The organism is Pseudomonas sp. TE12234 (assembly GCF_054061835.1).
The window spans coordinates 89,096-106,879 of record NZ_JBSSEP010000012.1; the positions used below are offsets into that span (position 1 = coordinate 89,096).

Annotated in this window: 19 protein-coding genes and 1 other RNA gene; 4 read left to right on the forward strand and 16 right to left on the reverse strand. The window is 58.5% G+C overall.

Features of this window, described 5'->3' with window-relative positions; translation table 11 throughout:
* Positions 1–4: 4 nt before the first annotated feature.
* From mraY to rsmI, 9 genes are all read right to left on the reverse strand, one after another.
* Entirely contained in the window at positions 5–1,087 is a 1,083-nt protein-coding gene (mraY, locus tag ACVWYU_RS19145; RefSeq protein ID WP_090325038.1) for a phospho-N-acetylmuramoyl-pentapeptide-transferase, read from the reverse strand.
* Positions 1,087–2,454: a UDP-N-acetylmuramoyl-tripeptide--D-alanyl-D-alanine ligase gene (locus tag ACVWYU_RS19150; protein ID WP_457373430.1), complete on the reverse strand. Its 1,368-nt coding sequence runs from the start codon at positions 2,452–2,454 to the stop codon at positions 1,087–1,089. Before ACVWYU_RS19150 ends, mraY begins: the two co-directional genes overlap by 1 nt.
* Positions 2,447–3,910 (reverse strand): UDP-N-acetylmuramoyl-L-alanyl-D-glutamate--2,6-diaminopimelate ligase, encoded by a 1,464-nt coding sequence (locus ACVWYU_RS19155; RefSeq protein ID WP_247256351.1) that lies wholly within the window; start codon positions 3,908–3,910, stop codon positions 2,447–2,449. Before ACVWYU_RS19155 ends, ACVWYU_RS19150 begins: the two co-directional genes overlap by 8 nt.
* The gene (locus tag ACVWYU_RS19160; protein WP_174552505.1) at positions 3,910–5,649 is read right to left on the reverse strand and encodes a peptidoglycan D,D-transpeptidase FtsI family protein; all 1,740 of its coding nucleotides are present in this window, start codon (positions 5,647–5,649) and stop codon (positions 3,910–3,912) included. Before ACVWYU_RS19160 ends, ACVWYU_RS19155 begins: the two co-directional genes overlap by 1 nt.
* Positions 5,649–5,942: a cell division protein FtsL gene (gene ftsL, locus ACVWYU_RS19165; protein WP_090325044.1), complete on the reverse strand. Its 294-nt coding sequence runs from the start codon at positions 5,940–5,942 to the stop codon at positions 5,649–5,651. The genes ACVWYU_RS19160 and ftsL overlap by 1 nt, the downstream gene beginning before the upstream one ends.
* Positions 5,939–6,886 (reverse strand): 16S rRNA (cytosine(1402)-N(4))-methyltransferase RsmH, encoded by a 948-nt coding sequence (rsmH, locus tag ACVWYU_RS19170; protein ID WP_162493938.1) that lies wholly within the window; start codon positions 6,884–6,886, stop codon positions 5,939–5,941. The genes ftsL and rsmH overlap by 4 nt, the downstream gene beginning before the upstream one ends.
* Entirely contained in the window at positions 6,883–7,338 is a 456-nt protein-coding gene (gene mraZ / locus ACVWYU_RS19175; protein ID WP_003205355.1) for a division/cell wall cluster transcriptional repressor MraZ, read from the reverse strand. The genes rsmH and mraZ overlap by 4 nt, the downstream gene beginning before the upstream one ends.
* Before the next feature lie 447 nt (positions 7,339–7,785).
* An RNA gene (gene rnpB, locus ACVWYU_RS19180) (RNase P RNA component class A) lies at positions 7,786–8,139 on the reverse strand.
* Between the two features lie 75 nt (positions 8,140–8,214).
* Positions 8,215–9,087 (reverse strand): 16S rRNA (cytidine(1402)-2'-O)-methyltransferase, encoded by an 873-nt coding sequence (rsmI, locus tag ACVWYU_RS19185; protein WP_247256350.1) that lies wholly within the window; start codon positions 9,085–9,087, stop codon positions 8,215–8,217.
* Between the two features lie 187 nt (positions 9,088–9,274).
* On the opposite strand from rsmI, the gene ACVWYU_RS19190 reads away from it, so the two are divergent.
* The 4 genes from ACVWYU_RS19190 (at position 9,275) to ACVWYU_RS19205 (ending at position 12,718) form a co-directional block, all read left to right on the forward strand.
* The gene (locus ACVWYU_RS19190) at positions 9,275–11,086 is read left to right on the forward strand and encodes a penicillin-binding protein activator (protein WP_090325047.1); all 1,812 of its coding nucleotides are present in this window, start codon (positions 9,275–9,277) and stop codon (positions 11,084–11,086) included.
* Complete coding sequence (locus ACVWYU_RS19195; protein WP_090325049.1) at positions 11,086–11,448, forward strand: YraN family protein; 363 nt, start codon at positions 11,086–11,088, stop codon at positions 11,446–11,448. Before ACVWYU_RS19190 ends, ACVWYU_RS19195 begins: the two co-directional genes overlap by 1 nt.
* A 101-nt stretch (positions 11,449–11,549) precedes the next feature.
* On the forward strand, positions 11,550–12,143 hold the full coding sequence (locus ACVWYU_RS19200) for a phosphoheptose isomerase (protein WP_007904374.1): 594 nt from the start codon (positions 11,550–11,552) through the stop codon (positions 12,141–12,143).
* Positions 12,140–12,718 carry a BON domain-containing protein gene (locus ACVWYU_RS19205; RefSeq protein WP_090325050.1) on the forward strand — a complete coding sequence of 193 codons (579 nt, stop codon included), beginning with the start codon at positions 12,140–12,142 and terminating at the stop codon, positions 12,716–12,718. Before ACVWYU_RS19200 ends, ACVWYU_RS19205 begins: the two co-directional genes overlap by 4 nt.
* A gap of 155 nt (positions 12,719–12,873) precedes the next feature.
* On the opposite strand, the gene ACVWYU_RS19210 is transcribed toward ACVWYU_RS19205, so the two are convergent.
* From ACVWYU_RS19210 to rplM, 7 genes are all read right to left on the reverse strand, one after another.
* Positions 12,874–13,287, reverse strand: coding sequence for a ClpXP protease specificity-enhancing factor (locus ACVWYU_RS19210; protein WP_457373431.1), 414 nt, complete (start codon positions 13,285–13,287; stop codon positions 12,874–12,876).
* Between the two features lie 16 nt (positions 13,288–13,303).
* On the reverse strand, positions 13,304–13,921 hold the full coding sequence (locus tag ACVWYU_RS19215; RefSeq protein ID WP_247256349.1) for a glutathione S-transferase N-terminal domain-containing protein: 618 nt from the start codon (positions 13,919–13,921) through the stop codon (positions 13,304–13,306).
* 150 nt (positions 13,922–14,071) lie between these two features.
* On the reverse strand, positions 14,072–14,854 hold the full coding sequence (locus ACVWYU_RS19220; RefSeq protein ID WP_090325053.1) for a cytochrome c1: 783 nt from the start codon (positions 14,852–14,854) through the stop codon (positions 14,072–14,074).
* Positions 14,854–16,065: a cytochrome b gene (locus tag ACVWYU_RS19225; RefSeq protein WP_247256348.1), complete on the reverse strand. Its 1,212-nt coding sequence runs from the start codon at positions 16,063–16,065 to the stop codon at positions 14,854–14,856. Before ACVWYU_RS19225 ends, ACVWYU_RS19220 begins: the two co-directional genes overlap by 1 nt.
* Positions 16,065–16,658 carry a ubiquinol-cytochrome c reductase iron-sulfur subunit gene (petA, locus tag ACVWYU_RS19230; protein WP_034149537.1) on the reverse strand — a complete coding sequence of 198 codons (594 nt, stop codon included), beginning with the start codon at positions 16,656–16,658 and terminating at the stop codon, positions 16,065–16,067. The genes ACVWYU_RS19225 and petA overlap by 1 nt, the downstream gene beginning before the upstream one ends.
* A 268-nt stretch (positions 16,659–16,926) precedes the next feature.
* Positions 16,927–17,319 carry a 30S ribosomal protein S9 gene (gene rpsI, locus ACVWYU_RS19235; RefSeq protein WP_003228056.1) on the reverse strand — a complete coding sequence of 131 codons (393 nt, stop codon included), beginning with the start codon at positions 17,317–17,319 and terminating at the stop codon, positions 16,927–16,929.
* A 14-nt stretch (positions 17,320–17,333) separates the two neighbouring features.
* Positions 17,334–17,762 (reverse strand): 50S ribosomal protein L13, encoded by a 429-nt coding sequence (rplM, locus tag ACVWYU_RS19240; protein WP_003228062.1) that lies wholly within the window; start codon positions 17,760–17,762, stop codon positions 17,334–17,336.
* Positions 17,763–17,784: the final 22 nt, after the last annotated feature.

Consider the following 17,784-nt stretch of genomic DNA (forward strand, 5'->3'; position numbering starts at 1 on the left):
CGTTCTACCTCAGCTTCAGGGTGGCAAGGCCGATCAGCACGAGAATTACGGTGATGATCCAGAAACGGACGATCACGCGCGGCTCGGGCCAGCCCTTGAGTTCAAAGTGGTGGTGAATCGGCGCCATGCGGAATACGCGGCGACCGGTCATTTTAAAGGAAGCAACCTGGATCACGACCGATAGGGTCTCCATCACGAAAACGCCGCCCATGATGAACAGGACGATCTCCTGACGGACGATCACGGCGATGGTGCCCAGAGCAGCGCCCAAGGCCAGCGCGCCGACGTCACCCATAAAGACTTGGGCCGGATAGGTGTTGAACCAGAGGAAACCCAGGCCCGCACCGATCAACGCGCCGCAGAACACGATCAACTCGCCCGCGCCCGGTACGTAGGGAATCAGCAGGTACTCGGCGAACTTCACGTTACCCGACAGGTAGCAGAAGATGCCCAGGCCACCGCCCACCATCACCGTCGGCATGATCGCCAGGCCGTCGAGGCCATCGGTCAGGTTGACCGCGTTACTCGAACCGACGATCACGAAGTAGGTCAGCACGATGAAACCAGCCCCCAGCGGGATACTGTAGTCCTTGAGCATTGGCAGTATCAGGGTGGTTTCCACCGGAGTGGCGGCAGTCATATAAAGGAAGATCGCCGCGCCCAGGCCGAATACCGACTGCCAGAAATACTTCCAGCGGCTAGGGAGGCCGCGAGAGTTTTTCTCGATCACCTTGCGGTAGTCGTCGACCCAGCCAATGGCACCGAACAGCAACGTCACCAGCAACACAACCCAGACATAACGGTTGGTGAGGTCAGCCCACAGCAGGGTACTGACGGCGATGGACGAAAGAATCAGCGCGCCGCCCATGGTCGGGGTGCCGGATTTTGACAGGTGCGATTGCGGACCATCGTTGCGAACGGACTGACCGATCTGACGGTTCTGCAGGGTGCGGATCATCCACGGGCCATAGCACAGCGACAAAACCAACGCGGTCAGTACACCGAGAATCCCGCGCAGGGTCAGGTACTGAAAGACCGCGAAGCCTTTGTAGAACTGTTGCAGATACTCCGCTAGCAGCAGCAGCATTAATGTTTCTCCAGACTGGTCCCGCACAAAGCGGCAACGATGTTTTCCATCGCGGCGCTGCGCGAACCCTTGATCAAAATGGTGGTGTTTGTGTCTTGCTCGGCACCCAGGGCGTTGATCAATTCAGCCTGCGTGCTGAAGTGATAGGCCTGTGGGCCGAAGGCGTTGACGGCGTGGACCATCATCGGCCCGACGGCGTATAGCGCAGAAACCTTGCCTCGGGCGTATTCGCCCACATCGCGGTGCCCCTGCTCCGCCCATTCGCCCAGCTCGCCGATATCTCCGAGCACCAGAACGGTGCGACCGGAAAAGCCGGCCAGTATATCAACCGCCGCGCACATGGAGGTGGGGTTCGCGTTGTAAGTGTCATCAATTACGCGCATGCCATTGCTGGCCAGTTGCGCGACAGTCCGTCCCTTGACCGGCTGTACCGCGCCGAGGCCCGTCGCAATGCCGAACAGCGACACGCCCAAGGCATGGGCGGCAGCCGCGGCGGCCATGGCATTGGCGACGTTATGGGTGCCAAGCAGGTTCAGCTGGACGCGTTCCACGCCTTCGGGGCTGTGCAGATCGAACGCTGGGCAGCCGCGAGCATCACGACCAAGGTCACTCGCATGGAAATCCGCGTTGACATTGCTCAGGGCAAACGTCAGCACTTTGCGACCAGCGGCGCGAGCCTTCCAGATGTCGAAAGCCTTGTCGTCAAGATTGAGAACGGCGACGCCATCGGCATCCAGCCCTTCAATAATCTCACCCTTGGCCTCGACGATTTTTTCCGGCCCGCCGAACTCACCCACGTGGGCGGTCCCGGCATTGTTGAGAATGGCCACGTGCGGCTTGGTCATGCCGACGGTGTAAGCAATTTCGCCCAGGCGCGAAGCACCCAGTTCGATCACGGCAGCGCTGTGTTCCGGCGCCAGTTCGAGCAAGGTCAGCGGCACGCCGAGGTCGTTGTTCAGATTGCCACGGGTTGCCAGCACCGAACCGCGTGTGCGCAGGATGCTCGCGAGCATTTCCTTGACCGTGGTCTTGCCGCTGGAACCGGTGATGGCTGCGACAGGATGTGTGAAGGCCGCACGGTTCAGCGCACCCAGTTGACCCAACGCCCGACGGGTATCTGCGACCACCAATTGCGGCAGCGCGCTGTCGGCGACTTCGTGCTCGACCAGCGCTGCCACGGCGCCTTTGCCGGCGACATCATTCAGGTAGTCATGACCATCGAAGCGCGGACCTGTCAGCGCAATAAACAGTTGCCCGGGCTTGATCGCGCGACTGTCAATGCTGACGCCGTCGAAGCTGGCATCGGCGCCGACCAGACGAGCATTCAGCGCGCCAGTCAGTTCACTCAGTTTCAAGGCCTTAAGCATGGGCCACCTCCCACGCAGTCAAGGCATGATCAGCCTCGACCAGATCAGAGAAGGCGTGACGCTCGCCGTTGATTTCCTGATAGTCCTCATGACCTTTACCGGCCAGCACGATCACGTCATCTGCCGAGGCGCTGGCTATCAGTTGGGCAATGGCCTGGCCACGGCCGGCAACGAACGTCACGTTATCGACAGCCGTGAAACCGGCGCGGATGTCGTCGAAAATCAGCGCAGGGTCTTCCGTGCGCGGGTTGTCATCGGTCACCAGCACACCGTCGGCCAGGCGCTCGACCACTTCAGCCATCAACGGACGCTTGCCGCGATCACGGTCGCCGCCACAGCCAAACAGGCACAGCAACCGGCCCTTGGCATGCGGACGCAGGGCCAGCAATACTTTTTCCAATGCGTCCGGGGTATGGGCGTAATCGACCACGACCAACGGCTGCGAGCCTCCACCCAGACGCTGCATGCGCCCAGCCGGGCCTTCCAGCTTCGGCAGCACCTTGAGGATTTCGTCCAGCGCATAGTCCAGCCCGAGCAAAGCGCCCACCGCTGCCAGCACGTTGCTCAGGTTGAAGCGACCGAGCAGGGCGCTGCGCAAATGATGCTCGCCTTGCGGCGTGACCAACGTGGCGCGCACGCCTTCGTCGTCGAACTGCGCTTCGCGGCAATACAAATAAGCACTGGAGTCTTCGAGGCTGTAGGTAATCAAGCGCGACTCGCGCTTATCGGCGGCAAGTTGCCGGCCGAATTCGTCATCGAGGTTGACCACCCGGCATTTCAGGTCATTCCACGCAAACAGCTTGGCCTTCGCTTCGCCGTAGGCCTGCATGGTGCCGTGGTAATCCAGGTGATCTCGGGACAGATTGGTCATCACTGCCACATCGAACGCCAATGCCGTCACACGGCCCTGATCCAGACCATGGGAAGAAACTTCCATCGCCACGGCTTTGGCTCCGGCCTTTTTCAGGTCCGCCAGAGTGGCTTGTACGGCGATAGGATTCGGCGTGGTATGCAGGCCGCTTTCCAGCGCACCGTAGAAACCGGTGCCGAGGGTGCCAACCAGGCCGCAGTGCTGACCGAGCAGGTCCAGCGCCTGGGCAACCAGCTGAGTCACGCTGGTCTTGCCATTGGTGCCGGTCACGCCGATCAGGTTCAGATGATGACTCGGCTCGCCATAAAAGCGTCCGGCGATGTCCGAAAGTTGCGCCGCCAGGCCTTTGACCGGAATCAATGGCACTTCAGTGATCGGCAGCACGGTGGCGCCTTCCACTTCGTAAGCCACGGCGGCAGCGCCGCGCGCCAGAGCGTCGGCGATGTGCGTACGACCATCGAATTTGCCGCCCGGTACCGCGAGGAACAGATCGCCCGCGCGTACGTTGCGACTGTCCAGCGCCAATTCACGAATCAGCAGATCGTGGCCCGCGTGAGGGAAAATCTTGTTCAGGCTAAGAGACATCAGCCGCGCCCTCCATTGGCTTTCAGTGGAACGACCGGCGTTGCGTTCGCTTGTTGAGTAGGTGGCAGGTTGTCCGGGGTGATGTTCATCAGGCGCAAGGTGCCGGACATGACGCGACTGAATACCGGTGCCGATACCAGACCACCGAAGTAGCCGGCCTTGGTCGGTTCATCGATCACCACCACAATGGCGTAACGCGGATCGCTCATCGGGCCGAAGCCGGCGAACAGCGAGCGATAGGAGTTCTCGGCGTAGCCTTTGGTACCGACCGACGTTTTACGCGCAGTACCCGACTTGCCGCCCACGTGATACGCCGGCACCTGCGCACGGAACACGCCGCGCGGGGCCTCGATCACTTGCTGCAGCATGCCCTGCATGGTTTTCGCCACGGCTTCAGGCAGCACTTGGGTGGTTTGCGGCGCCTTGTCGGTCTTGATCAGGGTCAGCGGCGCGAGGCGGCCGTTGTTGGCCAGGGCCGAGAAGGCGTGAACCAACTGGATCGCCGTTACCGAAATACCGTAGCCGTAGGACAGCGTGGCGGTCTCGGCCTTGCGCCATTCGCGGTAGTTCGGCAGGTTGCCGACGCGCTCGCCCGGGAAACCCAGGCCGGTGTCCTGGCCGAGACCGACTTTCTGCGCCAGCCGGAAAATCGTCTCGCCGCCGATATCGAACGCGACCTTACTCATGCCGACGTTACTGGAGTTGATCAGAATGCCGGTCATATCCAGCACCGGACCTTCGGTCTTGGAGACGTCCTTGATGGTGTATTTACCAATCTGCAAAGTGCCCGGGTAAACCTCGACGGTATCGCTCGGTTTCCAGCGCCCGGTTTCAATGGCCGCGCTCATGGAAATCGCCTTCATGGTCGAACCCGGTTCGAACACGTCGATCATCGCGCGGTTACGCATCATCGCCGGTTGCAGGTTGCGGCGGTTGTTCGGGTTATAGGTCGGCTGGTTGACCATGGCGAGAATCTCGCCGGTCTTCACATCCATGATCACCAGGCTGCCGGCTTTCGCGCCATTCTCGATGATAGCGTTGCGCAATTCACGGTTCGCCAGGTATTGCAGACGCAGGTCAATGGACAACGCCAAGGGCTTTCCGGCCTTGGCGTTTTTGGTGACCTGGACATCCTTGATCAACCGGCCGCGCCGATCCTTGATGACCTGGCGCTTGCCGGGAACGCCGGCCAGCCATTCGTCATAGGCCAGTTCGACACCTTCCCGACCGTGGTCATCGATATCGGTAAAACCGACCATATGCGCGGTCACTTCACCGGCCGGATAGAAGCGACGAAACTCTTCGATACCGTAAACACCCGGCACCTTCAGATCGAGCACAGCCTGGCCTTGCTCAGGCGTCAGCCCGCGCACCAGGTAGATGAATTCTTTATTGGCTTGAGCCTCAAGGCGCTCGGCCAGGGCTTTCGGGTCCTGACCCAGGGCCGCGGCCAGTGCAGGCCACTTCTCTTTGGCCAGCTGCATTTCCTTGGCGTTGGCCCACAGGGTGGTCACCGGAGTACTGACGGCCAGAGGCTCGCCGTTACGGTCGGTAATCAAACCACGGTGAGCTGGAATCGGAATATGACGAACGCTGCGTGCATCTCCCTGACCCTTGAGGAAGTCACGGTCGACGACTTGCAGATCGATAATGCGCCAGCAAATCGCCGCCACCATGATACCGAGCAAACCCAGGACCACGCGGAACCGCCATGGGAAGAGTGCACCTTCGAGTTTCATCATGGCGCCACCATCTGCACTTCGGCGGCACCGGGAATGTGCATCTTCAGTTGTTCGGTCGCCAGCACTTCGATTCGGCTGTGCGCGGTCCAGGTGCTTTGTTCAAGAATCAACCGTCCCCACTCGGCCTGGGCCTTGTCCCGCACGCTCAACTCGTTGTAGAGCGAGTTGAGCAGTTGACGATTCCAGTGCGCGCTATAGGACACGCCGATCGCCGACACGAGCACGGCGATAAACAGCAGCAGCATGAAGAAGCTTCCGCCGGGCAGTGGCTTGGCGAATAGCTTGCTCACCGCAGCTTCTCCGCCACGCGCATGACAGCGCTACGGGAGCGTGGGTTGGCTTTGAGTTCGGCGTCGGAGGCCGTCTGCGCTTTGCCATGGACTTTGATTTTCGGTTCGAAAGCGACATGCCGAACCGGCAGGTTGCGCGGCAGGTTGTCGGCTTCGCCTTTCACCAGTTTGCGCATGAACAGTTTGACGATGCGATCTTCCAGCGAGTGGAAGCTGATCACGACCAGACGACCGCCCACTTCCAGGCAGTCCAGAGCGGCTTCGAGGCCAGCTTCCAGATCGCCCAATTCGTTGTTGACGTGAATACGCAAGCCCTGGAAAGCACGGGTTGCCGGGTTTTTGCCCTTTTCCCACGCCGGGTTGGCGACCTTGAGGACTTCAGCCAGGTCGGCCGTTCGCTCGAACGGTTTGATATCGCGACGCTCGGCCACGGCACGGGCCATGCGACCGGAGAAACGCTCTTCGCCGTATTCCTTGAACACACGGGCAATTTCTTCCACCGGCGCGGTATTGACGAATTCGGCGGCGCTGATCCCGCGAGACGGATCCATGCGCATGTCCAGAGGACCGTCATTGAGGAAACTGAAGCCACGCTCCGGGTCGTCCAGTTGCGGCGAAGACACACCCAGGTCGAGCAATACGCCGCTGACCTTACCGTGCAGGCCACGATCGGCAACCTCCGAACCAAGCTCGGCAAAGCTGCGCTGCACAACGACAAAGCGGCCGTCTTCGGCCGCTAGCGTCTGCCCGGTGGCAATCGCTTGAGGATCTTTATCGAACCCGAGCAACCGGCCATCGGGACCGAGCTGGCTGAGGATCAACCGACTGTGCCCGCCGCGCCCGAACGTACCGTCCAGATAGCAGCCATCAGGACGTACGGCGAGAGCCTCGACGGCTTCGTCAAGCAGTACGGTGATGTGGTTAAAGCCGCTATCAATAGTCACAGGATCAAATCACGCAGTTCATCAGGCATGGCGCCCGGTTGTTGAATAGCAGCCAGGTCCGCGGCAGAAACCGCGTTCCAGGCATCCTCGTCCCACAATTGGAACTTGTTCAGTTGGCCTACCAACATCGCGCGCTTATCCAACTTGGCATATTCACGAAGACGCGGCGGAACCAGAAAACGACCACTGCCATCGAGCTCGAGGTCGACGGCATTACCAATCAGTAAACGTTGCAGGCGGCGGTTCTCTTCGCGAAGCGAAGGCAGTGCGCGCAGTTTGGTTTCAATAATTTCCCACTCGTCGAGGGGGTAAACACACAAGCACGGATCAACGGCATCAATTGTGACAATTAACTGACCGGAACTACGCGAAACGAGCTCGTCACGGTACCGGCTCGGCATGGCGAGACGGCCCTTTGCATCGAGACTGATAGCGTTGGCTCCGCGAAACACGTCAGCGTTTCTCCAAATATTAGCTTTTTGCGCTCAAAAAACCCACTTCATGCCACTTTCCGCCACTTGCGCACACTATAGGAATGCGCCCACCACACCGTCAAGGCGCGCATTAAAGGAAAACCCTTACAGAACTGAGATTTAGGAGCATAAAAGGAGGGAGAACGAGAATCCGGCAGATGAAACTGCCCGACAACTTGAATCAGCACAGAAGGCTGCGTTCAGAAGTTAAAGTAACTTATTAAGAGTAAGATTTTTTCGGTATTACGAAAGTGCTTCTGCCGACGATTCTGAAAGGAGGGAAAAACGATGCTGCTTCGAGTTTCGGCGATCATCATCAGCGCAGGCTAATTGATATCACCTAACTCCGGATCCCGACGACACTCCATGACAAGAATGCCATCACCCGCACCCTGCTAAATGATTTAAGCAGAGGATAGAAAAAAGGTGGAGAGTCGATCTGTAAGCCGGGTTCTGTCTTGAACAGTCATTCGTCTACGATGGCCATCACTGGACATCTTTAGCAACCTACCCGGTCCCAGCGCGGGCCACGCCTTGGGACCCTATTTGGTCTTGCTCCAAGTGGGGTTTACCTAGCCACGAACTGTTGCCAGACGTGCGGTGCGCTCTTACCGCACCTTTTCACCCTTACCGGCGCCGAAGCGCTTAGGCGGTTATTTTCTGTGGCACTTTCCGTAGGCTCACGCCTCCCAGGCATTACCTGGCACTTCGCCCTATGGAGCCCGGACTTTCCTCCCCCCCCTAATTTTCATAGAGGGCAGCGACTGTCCGATCGACTCTCCGCCGCGAAGGTTAACGGCAGAGCGCCTGAAGAACAAGCGCTAAAAGCCTTTAGCCACCCCATTGCGTCGGGTTTTACTCGCCCTTTTGTTTATCCAGCGCGACCTGGTACAGCACATTCTTGCGCTCGCCGGTAATTTGCGCCGCCAATGCCGCAGCACGCTTGAGCGGCATTTCTTCGAGCAACAGATTGAGGATGCGCATCGCCTCGCTGCTGACAGCATCCTCGCTTTCCGGAGCCGTCCATCCCGCCACCAGCACGACGCATTCGCCGCGCTGCTGATTGCTGTCCGACTCGACGAACTCACGCAGCTCGGCCAATGGCAAGCCTTTGAGTGTTTCAAAGGTCTTTGTCAGTTCCCGCGCCAACAATGCCGGACGCTCACCGCCAAATACCAGCTCCATGTCCTGCAGGCATTCAAGGATACGGTGCGGCGCTTCGTAAAAAATCAGCGTGCGCGGCTCCTCTTTAATGAGTTCAAGGCGTGCGCGCCGCCCCACGGCCTTGGCCGGCAGAAACCCCTCGAAAATGAAACGATCCGATGGCAACCCCGCCGCCGACAGTGCCGCGATCAACGCACAGGCGCCTGGCACCGGCACTACATTAATGCCTGCCGCACGGGCTTGACGCACCAGGTGATAGCCTGGATCGGAAATCAGCGGTGTCCCCGCATCGGAAATCAGCGCCACATCGTCACCGGCCAGCAGCCGGGTAATAAAGCGGCTGCCTTCATCCCGCTCGTTGTGCTCATGGCAAGCCGCCAGCGGCGTCGGGATACCGAAGTGCTGCATCAAGCGCTGGGAATGCCGGGTGTCTTCGGCGGCGATCAGCGCGACCTCGCGCAAGATCTTCAGCGCTCGCGCACTGATGTCGTCCAGGTTGCCGATGGGCGTCGCCACCACATAAAGCGAGCCAGCAGCGGAATTCAAAGCACCTGGAGCAGTCAAAGCGCACACCTCACAATCGATAAAGCCGACATTGTAACGCGTAGCGACGCTCGCTTTTTCAGCCTTTTGTGCCTTGCCGCAACATTTCTACGAGCTAAATTGATCGATTCACGCCAGTAACATCGCGCCCCGGCCAGTGCTTGGGTACAATTCCACGCTAATTTGATCGAGTATCAGGAACGCTTACATGATCGCTTGCCTGCGGCTGTTTACTGCCCTTTGCCTCGCTGCCTTGCTGGCGGCTTGCGCCAGCTCGCCCTCCTCCAGCCTTGGCGAACTTCCTCGGACCCCGGATGCCAGTATCGAGCAATTGCTTGAAAAGGCAGCCCAAAGCAAAAATCCGGAAGACGCCGCCCTGCTTCGCCTGAGCGCGGCGGACATGGCCTATCGTCAGGGCAATGCCGGCCAGTCCGCGCAGATCCTGCAACAGGTTCCGGTCGAACAACTCAAGCCGGGACAACAGATCTTCGCCAACACCCTGGCGGCTGAGCTGGCCATGGCCCGCAACCAGCCCAAGGCGGCGCTGACCGCCTTGAGCCACCCAAGCCTGCAACGCCTGAGTGAAATGCCCGCCGAACAGCAGGTACGCACTGGCACCGTTCACGCCCGGGCCCTTGAAGCCGATGGCCAGACGCTCGCCGCAGCACGGGAACGCGTTTTTATCGCACCGATGCTGACCGGTGACGCAGCCCGCAAAAACCACGAAGCCATCTGGGCACTGATCGCTTCGTTGCCCACCGATCAATTGCAACCGACCACCACCGACGACCTCGGCGGCTGGATGGCACTGGCACTGGCCGTAAAATCGGCCGGCACCCTGGAACAACAACAGGCCGCAATCGACAACTGGCGCGCCCAGAACCCGAAACACCCGGCCGCTATCCAGCTGCCTCTGCCATTGACCAATCTCAAGGAGCTGGCCAGTCAGCCCCTTGGCAAAATCGCCCTGCTGCTGCCACAGGACGGTCCATTGGCTTCGGTCGGAAAGGCATTGCGCGAAGGTTTCATGGCTGCCCATTACCAGGCCCAACAAGCCGGGCAGAAGCCGCCAGCCATCGAGTTCTATGACAGCTCGCACCTGACCTCCCTTGACGAGTTCTATCGCAAGGCCCAGGCCGACGGCGTGCAACTGGTCGTCGGTCCGCTGGAAAAGCCGCTGGTCAAACAGCTCAGCACTCGCCCACAACTGCCGATCACCACACTGGCGCTGAACTACAGCGAAGGTGAACAAGGCCCTGCCCAACTGTTCCAGTTTGGTCTTGCAGCGGAAGACGAGGCACGCGAAGTATCGCGCCGCGCTCGCGCCGATGGCCTGCATCGTGCTGCCATCATGGTGCCGAAAGGTGAATGGGGCGATCGCGTACTCAAGGCTTTCAGCCAGGACTGGCAAGCTAACGGAGGCAGCATCGTCGTCACCGAACGCGTCGACCAGCCGGTACAACTGGCCCAGCAAATTGCCGACATGTTCCAGCTGCGTCAGAGCGAAGGTCGCGCCAAGAGCCTGCAAAGCACCATTGGCTCCCAGGTCAGCGCCCAGCCTTCCCGGCGCCAGGACATCGAGTTCATCTTCCTGGCTGCCACGCCACAACAAGCCCAACAAATCAAACCGACCCTGAACTTCCAGTACGCGGGTGATGTTCCGGTTTACGCCACTTCCCACGTTTTCAGCGCCAGTGGCGATGTGAACCAGTACAACGACATGAACGGCATCCGTTTCTGCGAGACCCCATGGCTGCTGGATGCCAATGATCCACTGCGCCGCCAGGTCACCGCACAATGGCCACAAGCGGCCGGAAGCCTGGGGCGCCTGTACGCCATGGGCGTCGATGCCTATCGCCTGGCTCCACGCCTGGGGCAACTCAAGGCCTTGCCGGAGAGCCGTGTCGAAGGTCAATCGGGCAGCCTGGGCATCACTCAGAACCAGCGCGTCGTAAGACAGTTGCCATGGGCCCAGTTCGTCAATGGCCAGATTCAACGTCTGCCGGACACCCCGCGCTGATGCCTGACAGGTCACGCCAGCAAAGCGGTAAAGATGCCGAGCGCCATGCGCTCGAGCATCTCCAACAACAAGGTCTGCGCCTGCTGGCGCAGAACTGGTTGTGTAAACGCGGCGAGCTTGATCTGGTCATGCTTGATGGCGATACAGTAGTATTCGTTGAAGTTCGCTACAGAAAAAACACTCAATGGGGTGGCGCGCTCGATAGCATCGATGAGCGCAAACGGCAGAAACTGATTTTTGCCGCGCAGTATTTTCTTCAGTGCGAGTCGCGCTGGGCCAATTCCCCTTGCCGTTTCGACGTGGTTGCCATCGACAGTAAACTCGATCAGTTGAACTGGTTGCAGAATGCCTTCGACAGCTGATCGCTTAAGCTCCGAACCGGACACCCGACAACACTTTTGCTCTTTGCTTTGCGGGCTGCACATTCACGTGCCGGACAGCCGCGCTCATTAAGGTCACACAGATGGACATGCAATCCCGAATTCGCCAGCTTTTTCAGGCCAGTATCGACACCAAGCAACAGGCGATGGACGTACTTGCACCGCACATCGAGCAAGCCAGCCAGGTGATGGTCAACGCCCTGCTCAACGAAGGCAAAATGCTCTCCTGCGGCAATGGCGGCTCTGCTGGCGACGCCCAGCACTTCTCGTCCGAGCTGCTGAACCGCTTCGAGCGTGAGCGACCAAGCCTGCCAGCCATTGCGCTGACCACTGACAGCTCGACGATCACCTCGATCGCCAACGATTACAGCTACAACGAAATATTCTCCAAGCAGATCCGCGCCCTTGGTCAGCCGGGCGACGTGCTGCTGGCGATTTCCACCAGCGGCAACTCGGCAAACATTATTCAAGCGATCCAGGCCGCACATGATCGCGAAATGATTGTCGTAGCATTGACGGGTCGCGATGGCGGCGGCATGGCATCGCTGCTGCTACCCGAGGACGTGGAGATTCGCGTTCCGGCCAATGTCACCGCACGTATCCAGGAAGTCCACCTGCTGGCGATCCATTGCCTATGCGATCTGATCGACAGCCAACTGTTCGGGAGTGAAGAATGACCCCTAATCGCCTCGGCCTACTGGCCCTGACCCTGTGCCTCGGCATCAGCGGCTGCACCTCGGTGGTAAGTGCCAGCCGTGAAGCACCGATTGAAGATGACCGCGGCACCCGCACCTTCGGCAGCAAGATCGATGACTCCCTGATCGACACCAAGGTCGGTGTGAACATCGCCAAGGCCGATCCGGCCCTGGACAACGATTCCCATATCGTCGTCACCAGCTTCAACGGCGTGGTACTGCTTGCCGGACAAACCCCGCGCGCAGACCTCAAGGCCAAGGCCGAACAGGCCGCCGCCGCTGTTCAACGGGTGAAGACCGTCCACAACGAACTGCAGATTCTGCCACCCTCCGGCTTCCTTGCCCGCCAGAACGACACCTGGCTGACTTCCAAGATCAAGACTCAGATGCTTACTGACCCGAACATCCCCGGCTCACGTATCAAGGTCGTCACGGAAAATGGCATCGTCTACCTGCTGGGCCTGCTGACCAAACAGGAAGCCGCTCAGGCAACCAATCTGGTGCAAGGCGTTTCTGGTGTGCAGAAGATTGTGAAGCTGTTCGAGTACATCGATTAAGACCTGTGAGCCAGCCTGCTCGCGAAAAACGCCGGTGAATACGTTCATTCAGGCAGCCCGCGTTATCGTTCACACCCATCGCCGGCAGGCTCGCTCCTACATCGTTTGAAGGTAGTGAAATAAAAAAAGGGTGATCCCTGCGGATCACCCTTTTTTTATTTCACTACCTTCAAACTTGGTCGGCCGCTAGGACGCGGCGGCTCGCTGTCGGGTGGCGGGAGGTCGTCATCCGGCTCGATCTCATCCTCGTCTTCAATAGGCGATTCCAGATCAAACACCATGCCCTGGCCGTTCTCCCGGGCGTAAATACCCAGGATCGATGCGATAGGCACGTATAGCGTGTGTGGCACGCCACCGAAGCGCCCCTCGAAACTGACCGCTTCGTTATCCATGTGCAAATGGCGCACAGCCTGCGGCGATACATTCAGGACAATCTGTCCATCACTGGCAAAACCCTGCGGCACCTGCACCGACGGATACTCGGAGTTGACCAGCATGTGCGGGGTGCAATCGTTATCCACAATCCACTCGTAGAGCGCGCGGACCAGATAAGGTCGACTGGAGTTCATAGCGGCTCCTTAAGCCTTAGCGCATATCGCGTTCGACACCAGACAGACTTGCCTGGAAAGCCTCACGCGCAAACTGGCGCTCCATGTAATCAAGCAGCGGCTTGGCTGGCCGCGGCAGTTCTATACCCAGAATCGGCAATCGCCAGAGTATTGGCAATAGGCAGCAATCCACCAGGCTTTGCTCCTCACTGAGGAAAAACGGCTTGTCGGCGAACAACGGCGACACGCCTGTCAGACTTTCGCGCAACTCTTTACGCGCTACGGCTCGAGCTGACTCTTTGGTCCGCGAATCCAGGATCAGATCCACCAGACCGCACCAGTCACGCTGAATACGATGAATCAGCAAACGACTGTTGGCACGCGCCACCGGATAAACCGGCAGTAGTGGCGGGTGCGGGTAACGCTCATCCAGATATTCCATCACCACCGTTGATTCCCACAACGCCAGGTCACGATCGACCAGGGTGGGCAAGCTGCCATAAGGGTTCACTTCGATCAGTTTAGGCGGCTGACGGCCAGCTTCCACATAAATGATCTCGGCGCTTACACCCTTCTCTGCCAGTACGATTCGCACTCGGTGGGAATAGTGGTCGGCGGGGTCGGAGTAACAGGCCAACCGATTGGTCACGCCCATGGCGGTCCTCCTCGCTTGTAGAAATTATCGGAAGCGGAAAAACGAGCGCGCCCATAGGGCGTCTCCCGTAACGCCTGGATCACCAGGCTCGTTACACCTTCAGAGACGCCCTTGGGCGCGCGCGATTAACAGCAATTGCTTAAAGCTTTATCAGTGCACATCTTTCCAGTATTCGCGCTTGAGCAGGTATGCGAACACGAAGAAGAAAGCCAGGTACAGCAATACATACGTACCGATGCGCTGATGTTGCAGCTTAACCGGGTTAGCCGAGTAAGCCAGGAAGGTTACCAGATTCTTGACCTTCTCATCGAACTGCTCTTCGGTCAAAGCACCCGTTTTCGGCAGGATGGTCAGCTGATCGCACGCTTCATGTGTCAGCGGCGTACCGGTCAGCGGATCAAATTGCTTCTTGCCGTCTTCAACGATTTGAACCTGTTTGCAACCGACAACCTGACGGCCTTGCAGGCCGACCAGGACGTTAGGCATGCCGACATTCGGGAAGACCTTGTTGTTCACACCCCAAGGGCGCGCCGGATCTTCGTAGAACGACTTCAGGTAACCATAAAGCCAGTCAGTACCACGAACGCGTGCAACCAGCGTCAGATCGGGCGGCGCCGCACCGAACCAGGTCTTGGCGTCAGCAGGCTGCATGCCGATGCTCATGTGGTCGCCGATCTTGGCGCCTGTGAACACCAGCTTCTCGAGCATCAGCTCATGAGGTATGCCCAGGTCATCAGCGACACGCTCATAGCGCTGGAACTTGGCGCTGTGGCAACCCATGCAATAGTTGGCGAACGTACGCGCGCCGTCCTGCATGGCCGCTTTGTCGGAAACGTCGATATCGACTTTTTCCAGCTCTGGACCACCGTGTTCGGCCGCGAAGGACAGTACCGGCATAGCCGCAAGAATAAGTACAGCAAATAGCTTTTTCATCAGCCAGTCACCCTTTCCGGAACCGGTTTGGTCTTCTCGAGCCTGGTGTAGAACGGCATCAGAATGAAGTAGGCGAAGTACAGGATGGTACATACCTGCGACAGCAGCGTGCGCTCAGGGGTCGGAGCCAGAACGCCCAGCACACCCAGGATCACGAACGCGATGCAGAACACCCACAGCCAGATTTTGCTCAGCCAGCCCTTGTAGCGCATCGACTTGACCGGACTACGGTCCAGCCACGGCAGGACGAACAGCACGGCGATGGCCGCACCCATTGCGATAACGCCGAAGAGCTTGTCCGGAACTGCGCGCAAGATGGCGTAGAACGGTGTGAAGTACCAGACCGGAGCGATGTGCTCGGGAGTCTTGAAGGCGTTCGCCACTTCAAAGTTCGGCTTCTCGAGGAAGTAGCCACCCATTTCCGGGAAGAAGAACACGATCGAACAGAAGATGAACAGGAACACCACCACGCCGACGATATCTTTCACGGTGTAGTACGGGTGGAAGGCAATACCGTCCAGCGGCACGCCGTTTTCGTCCTTGTGCTTCTTGATGTCCACGCCGTCCGGGTTGTTCGAACCGACTTCGTGCAATGCCAGAACGTGCAGCACCACCAGGCCGAGAATCACGATTGGCAAGGCAACCACGTGCAGGGCGAAGAAGCGGTTCAGGGTAATGCCGGAAATCAGGTAGTCACCGCGAATCCACTGGGTCAGGTCGTTACCGATGACCGGGATCGCACCGAACAGCGAGATGATCACCTGGGCACCCCAGTAGGACATCTGACCCCACGGCAGCAGGTAGCCCATGAAAGCCTCAGCCATCAGCGCCAGGTAAATCAGCATGCCGAAGACCCACACCAGCTCACGCGGTTTCTGATACGAACCGTAGAGCAAGCCACGGAACATGTGCAGATAGACCACGATAAAGAACGCCGAAGCACCGGTGGAGTGCAGCAGACGCAGGATCGAGCCGTACTCGACGTCGCGCATGATGTATTCGACCGAAGCAAACGCTTCTTCCGCCGACGGGGTGTAGCTCATGGTCAGCCAGACACCGGTAACGATCTGGTTGACCAGAACGAGCAGCGCCAGGGAACCAAAGAAGTAGAAGAAGTTGAAGTTCTTCGGGGCGTAGTACTTGCTGAGATGGTCTTCCCACATTTTGGTCGCGGGAAAGCGCGCATCAACCCAATCCATGAACTTGCTCATCACGCTTTCTCCGTATCGACGCCAACGACAATGATGTCATCGGTCTCATAGGAATGCGGGGGAACTGGCAGGTTCAAAGGCGCAGGTTGCGACTTGTAGACGCGGCCAGCCAGGTCGTAGTGGGAGCCGTGGCATGGGCAGAAATAGCCACCTACCCAATCTTTGCCAAGATCTGCGGGAGCGACTTCCGGACGGAAAGTCGGCGAGCAACCGAGGTGCGTGCAGATACCGATCAGCAGCAGAACCTCAGGTTTGATCGAACGGGTTTCCGGATCAACATAGGTTGGTTGAGTCGAGTTCTTGGAGGTAGGGTCAGACAACTGGCCCTCGATCTTCTTCAGATTCCCCAGGATTTCCTGCGTACGGCGGACGATGAACACCGGCTGGCCGCGCCACTCAGCAATCATCTGCTGGCCTGGCTCGATTTTGCTGACATTCACTTTCACCGGTGCACCTGCGGCTTTCGCCTTGGCACTGGGAAACCATGACCCCACGAACGGGACCGCAGCCCCCACCGCTCCTGCAGCACCCACCACGGATGTGGCTGCTACCAAGAAGCGACGCCGGCCTGCATTCACGCCGTCATTGCTCATTCAGTCCTCTCCCATCAGCTTTGTGGCCTGTTAAATCAGGCATCTACTAAGTAAATCTATGTACTTATAAAAATTTTGCCGAATGGTAATGAAAACCCCCAATTCTGACAAGGTAATTACCTGAGGGCACCACTCCCAAGCCTTGTAGTATAGGGGCTCTGCGCGTGTGGCAAGTTGTCACAGCGCAATTCTTTGATAAATCGCACACATAAAAAAACGCCCAGCTCCGTGAGGAAACTGGGCGTTCTTTTTTGAACGTGGAAGCGAATTAACGCTTCGAGTACTGCGGACGCTTACGCGCTTTACGCAGACCAACTTTCTTACGTTCAACTTCACGTGCATCGCGGGTTACGAAGCCGGCTTTACGCAGAGCGCTGCGCAGAGTCTCGTCGTAATCCATCAGAGCGCGAGTGATGCCGTGGCGGATTGCGCCAGCTTGACCACTTACACCACCACCGATCACGGTGACGTAGATGTCGAACTTCTCGACAGTCTCAGTCAATTCCAGCGGCTGACGAACTACCATGCGGGCAGTTTCACGGCCGAAGAAATTATCCAGCGAACGGTTGTTGATGGAGATGTTACCAGTACCCGGACGCAGGAAAACGCGTGCGGTTGCGGTCTTGCGACGGCCAGTGCCGTAATTTTGAGTCGCCGACATAATGAACTATTCCGTTAAATCTTCAGTTCTTGGGGCTGCTGAGCAGTATGAGGGTGTGCAGCGCCCGCATAGACTTTCAGCTTACGGTACATGTCGCGACCCAGCGGGTTCTTAGGCAGCATGCCTTTGACCGCGGTCTCGATCACGCGCTCAGGGGCCTTGGCGATCAGCTTTTCAAAGTTGATCGACTTGATACCGCCCGGGAAACCGGAGTGGGAGTAGTACATTTTGTCAGTGGTTTTAGCACCGGTAACACGGATCTGCTCAGCGTTGATTACGACGATGTAGTCGCCGGTGTCAACGTGAGGAGTGTACTCAGGCTTGTGCTTGCCACGCAGACGGCTCGCGATTTCGGTGGCCAGACGACCCAGGGTCTGACCAGCAGCGTCGACGACAAACCAGTCGCGCTTTACTGTTTCCGGTTTAGCAGTAAAAGTTTTCATTCTTTATAGCCTCAGGGGCCGC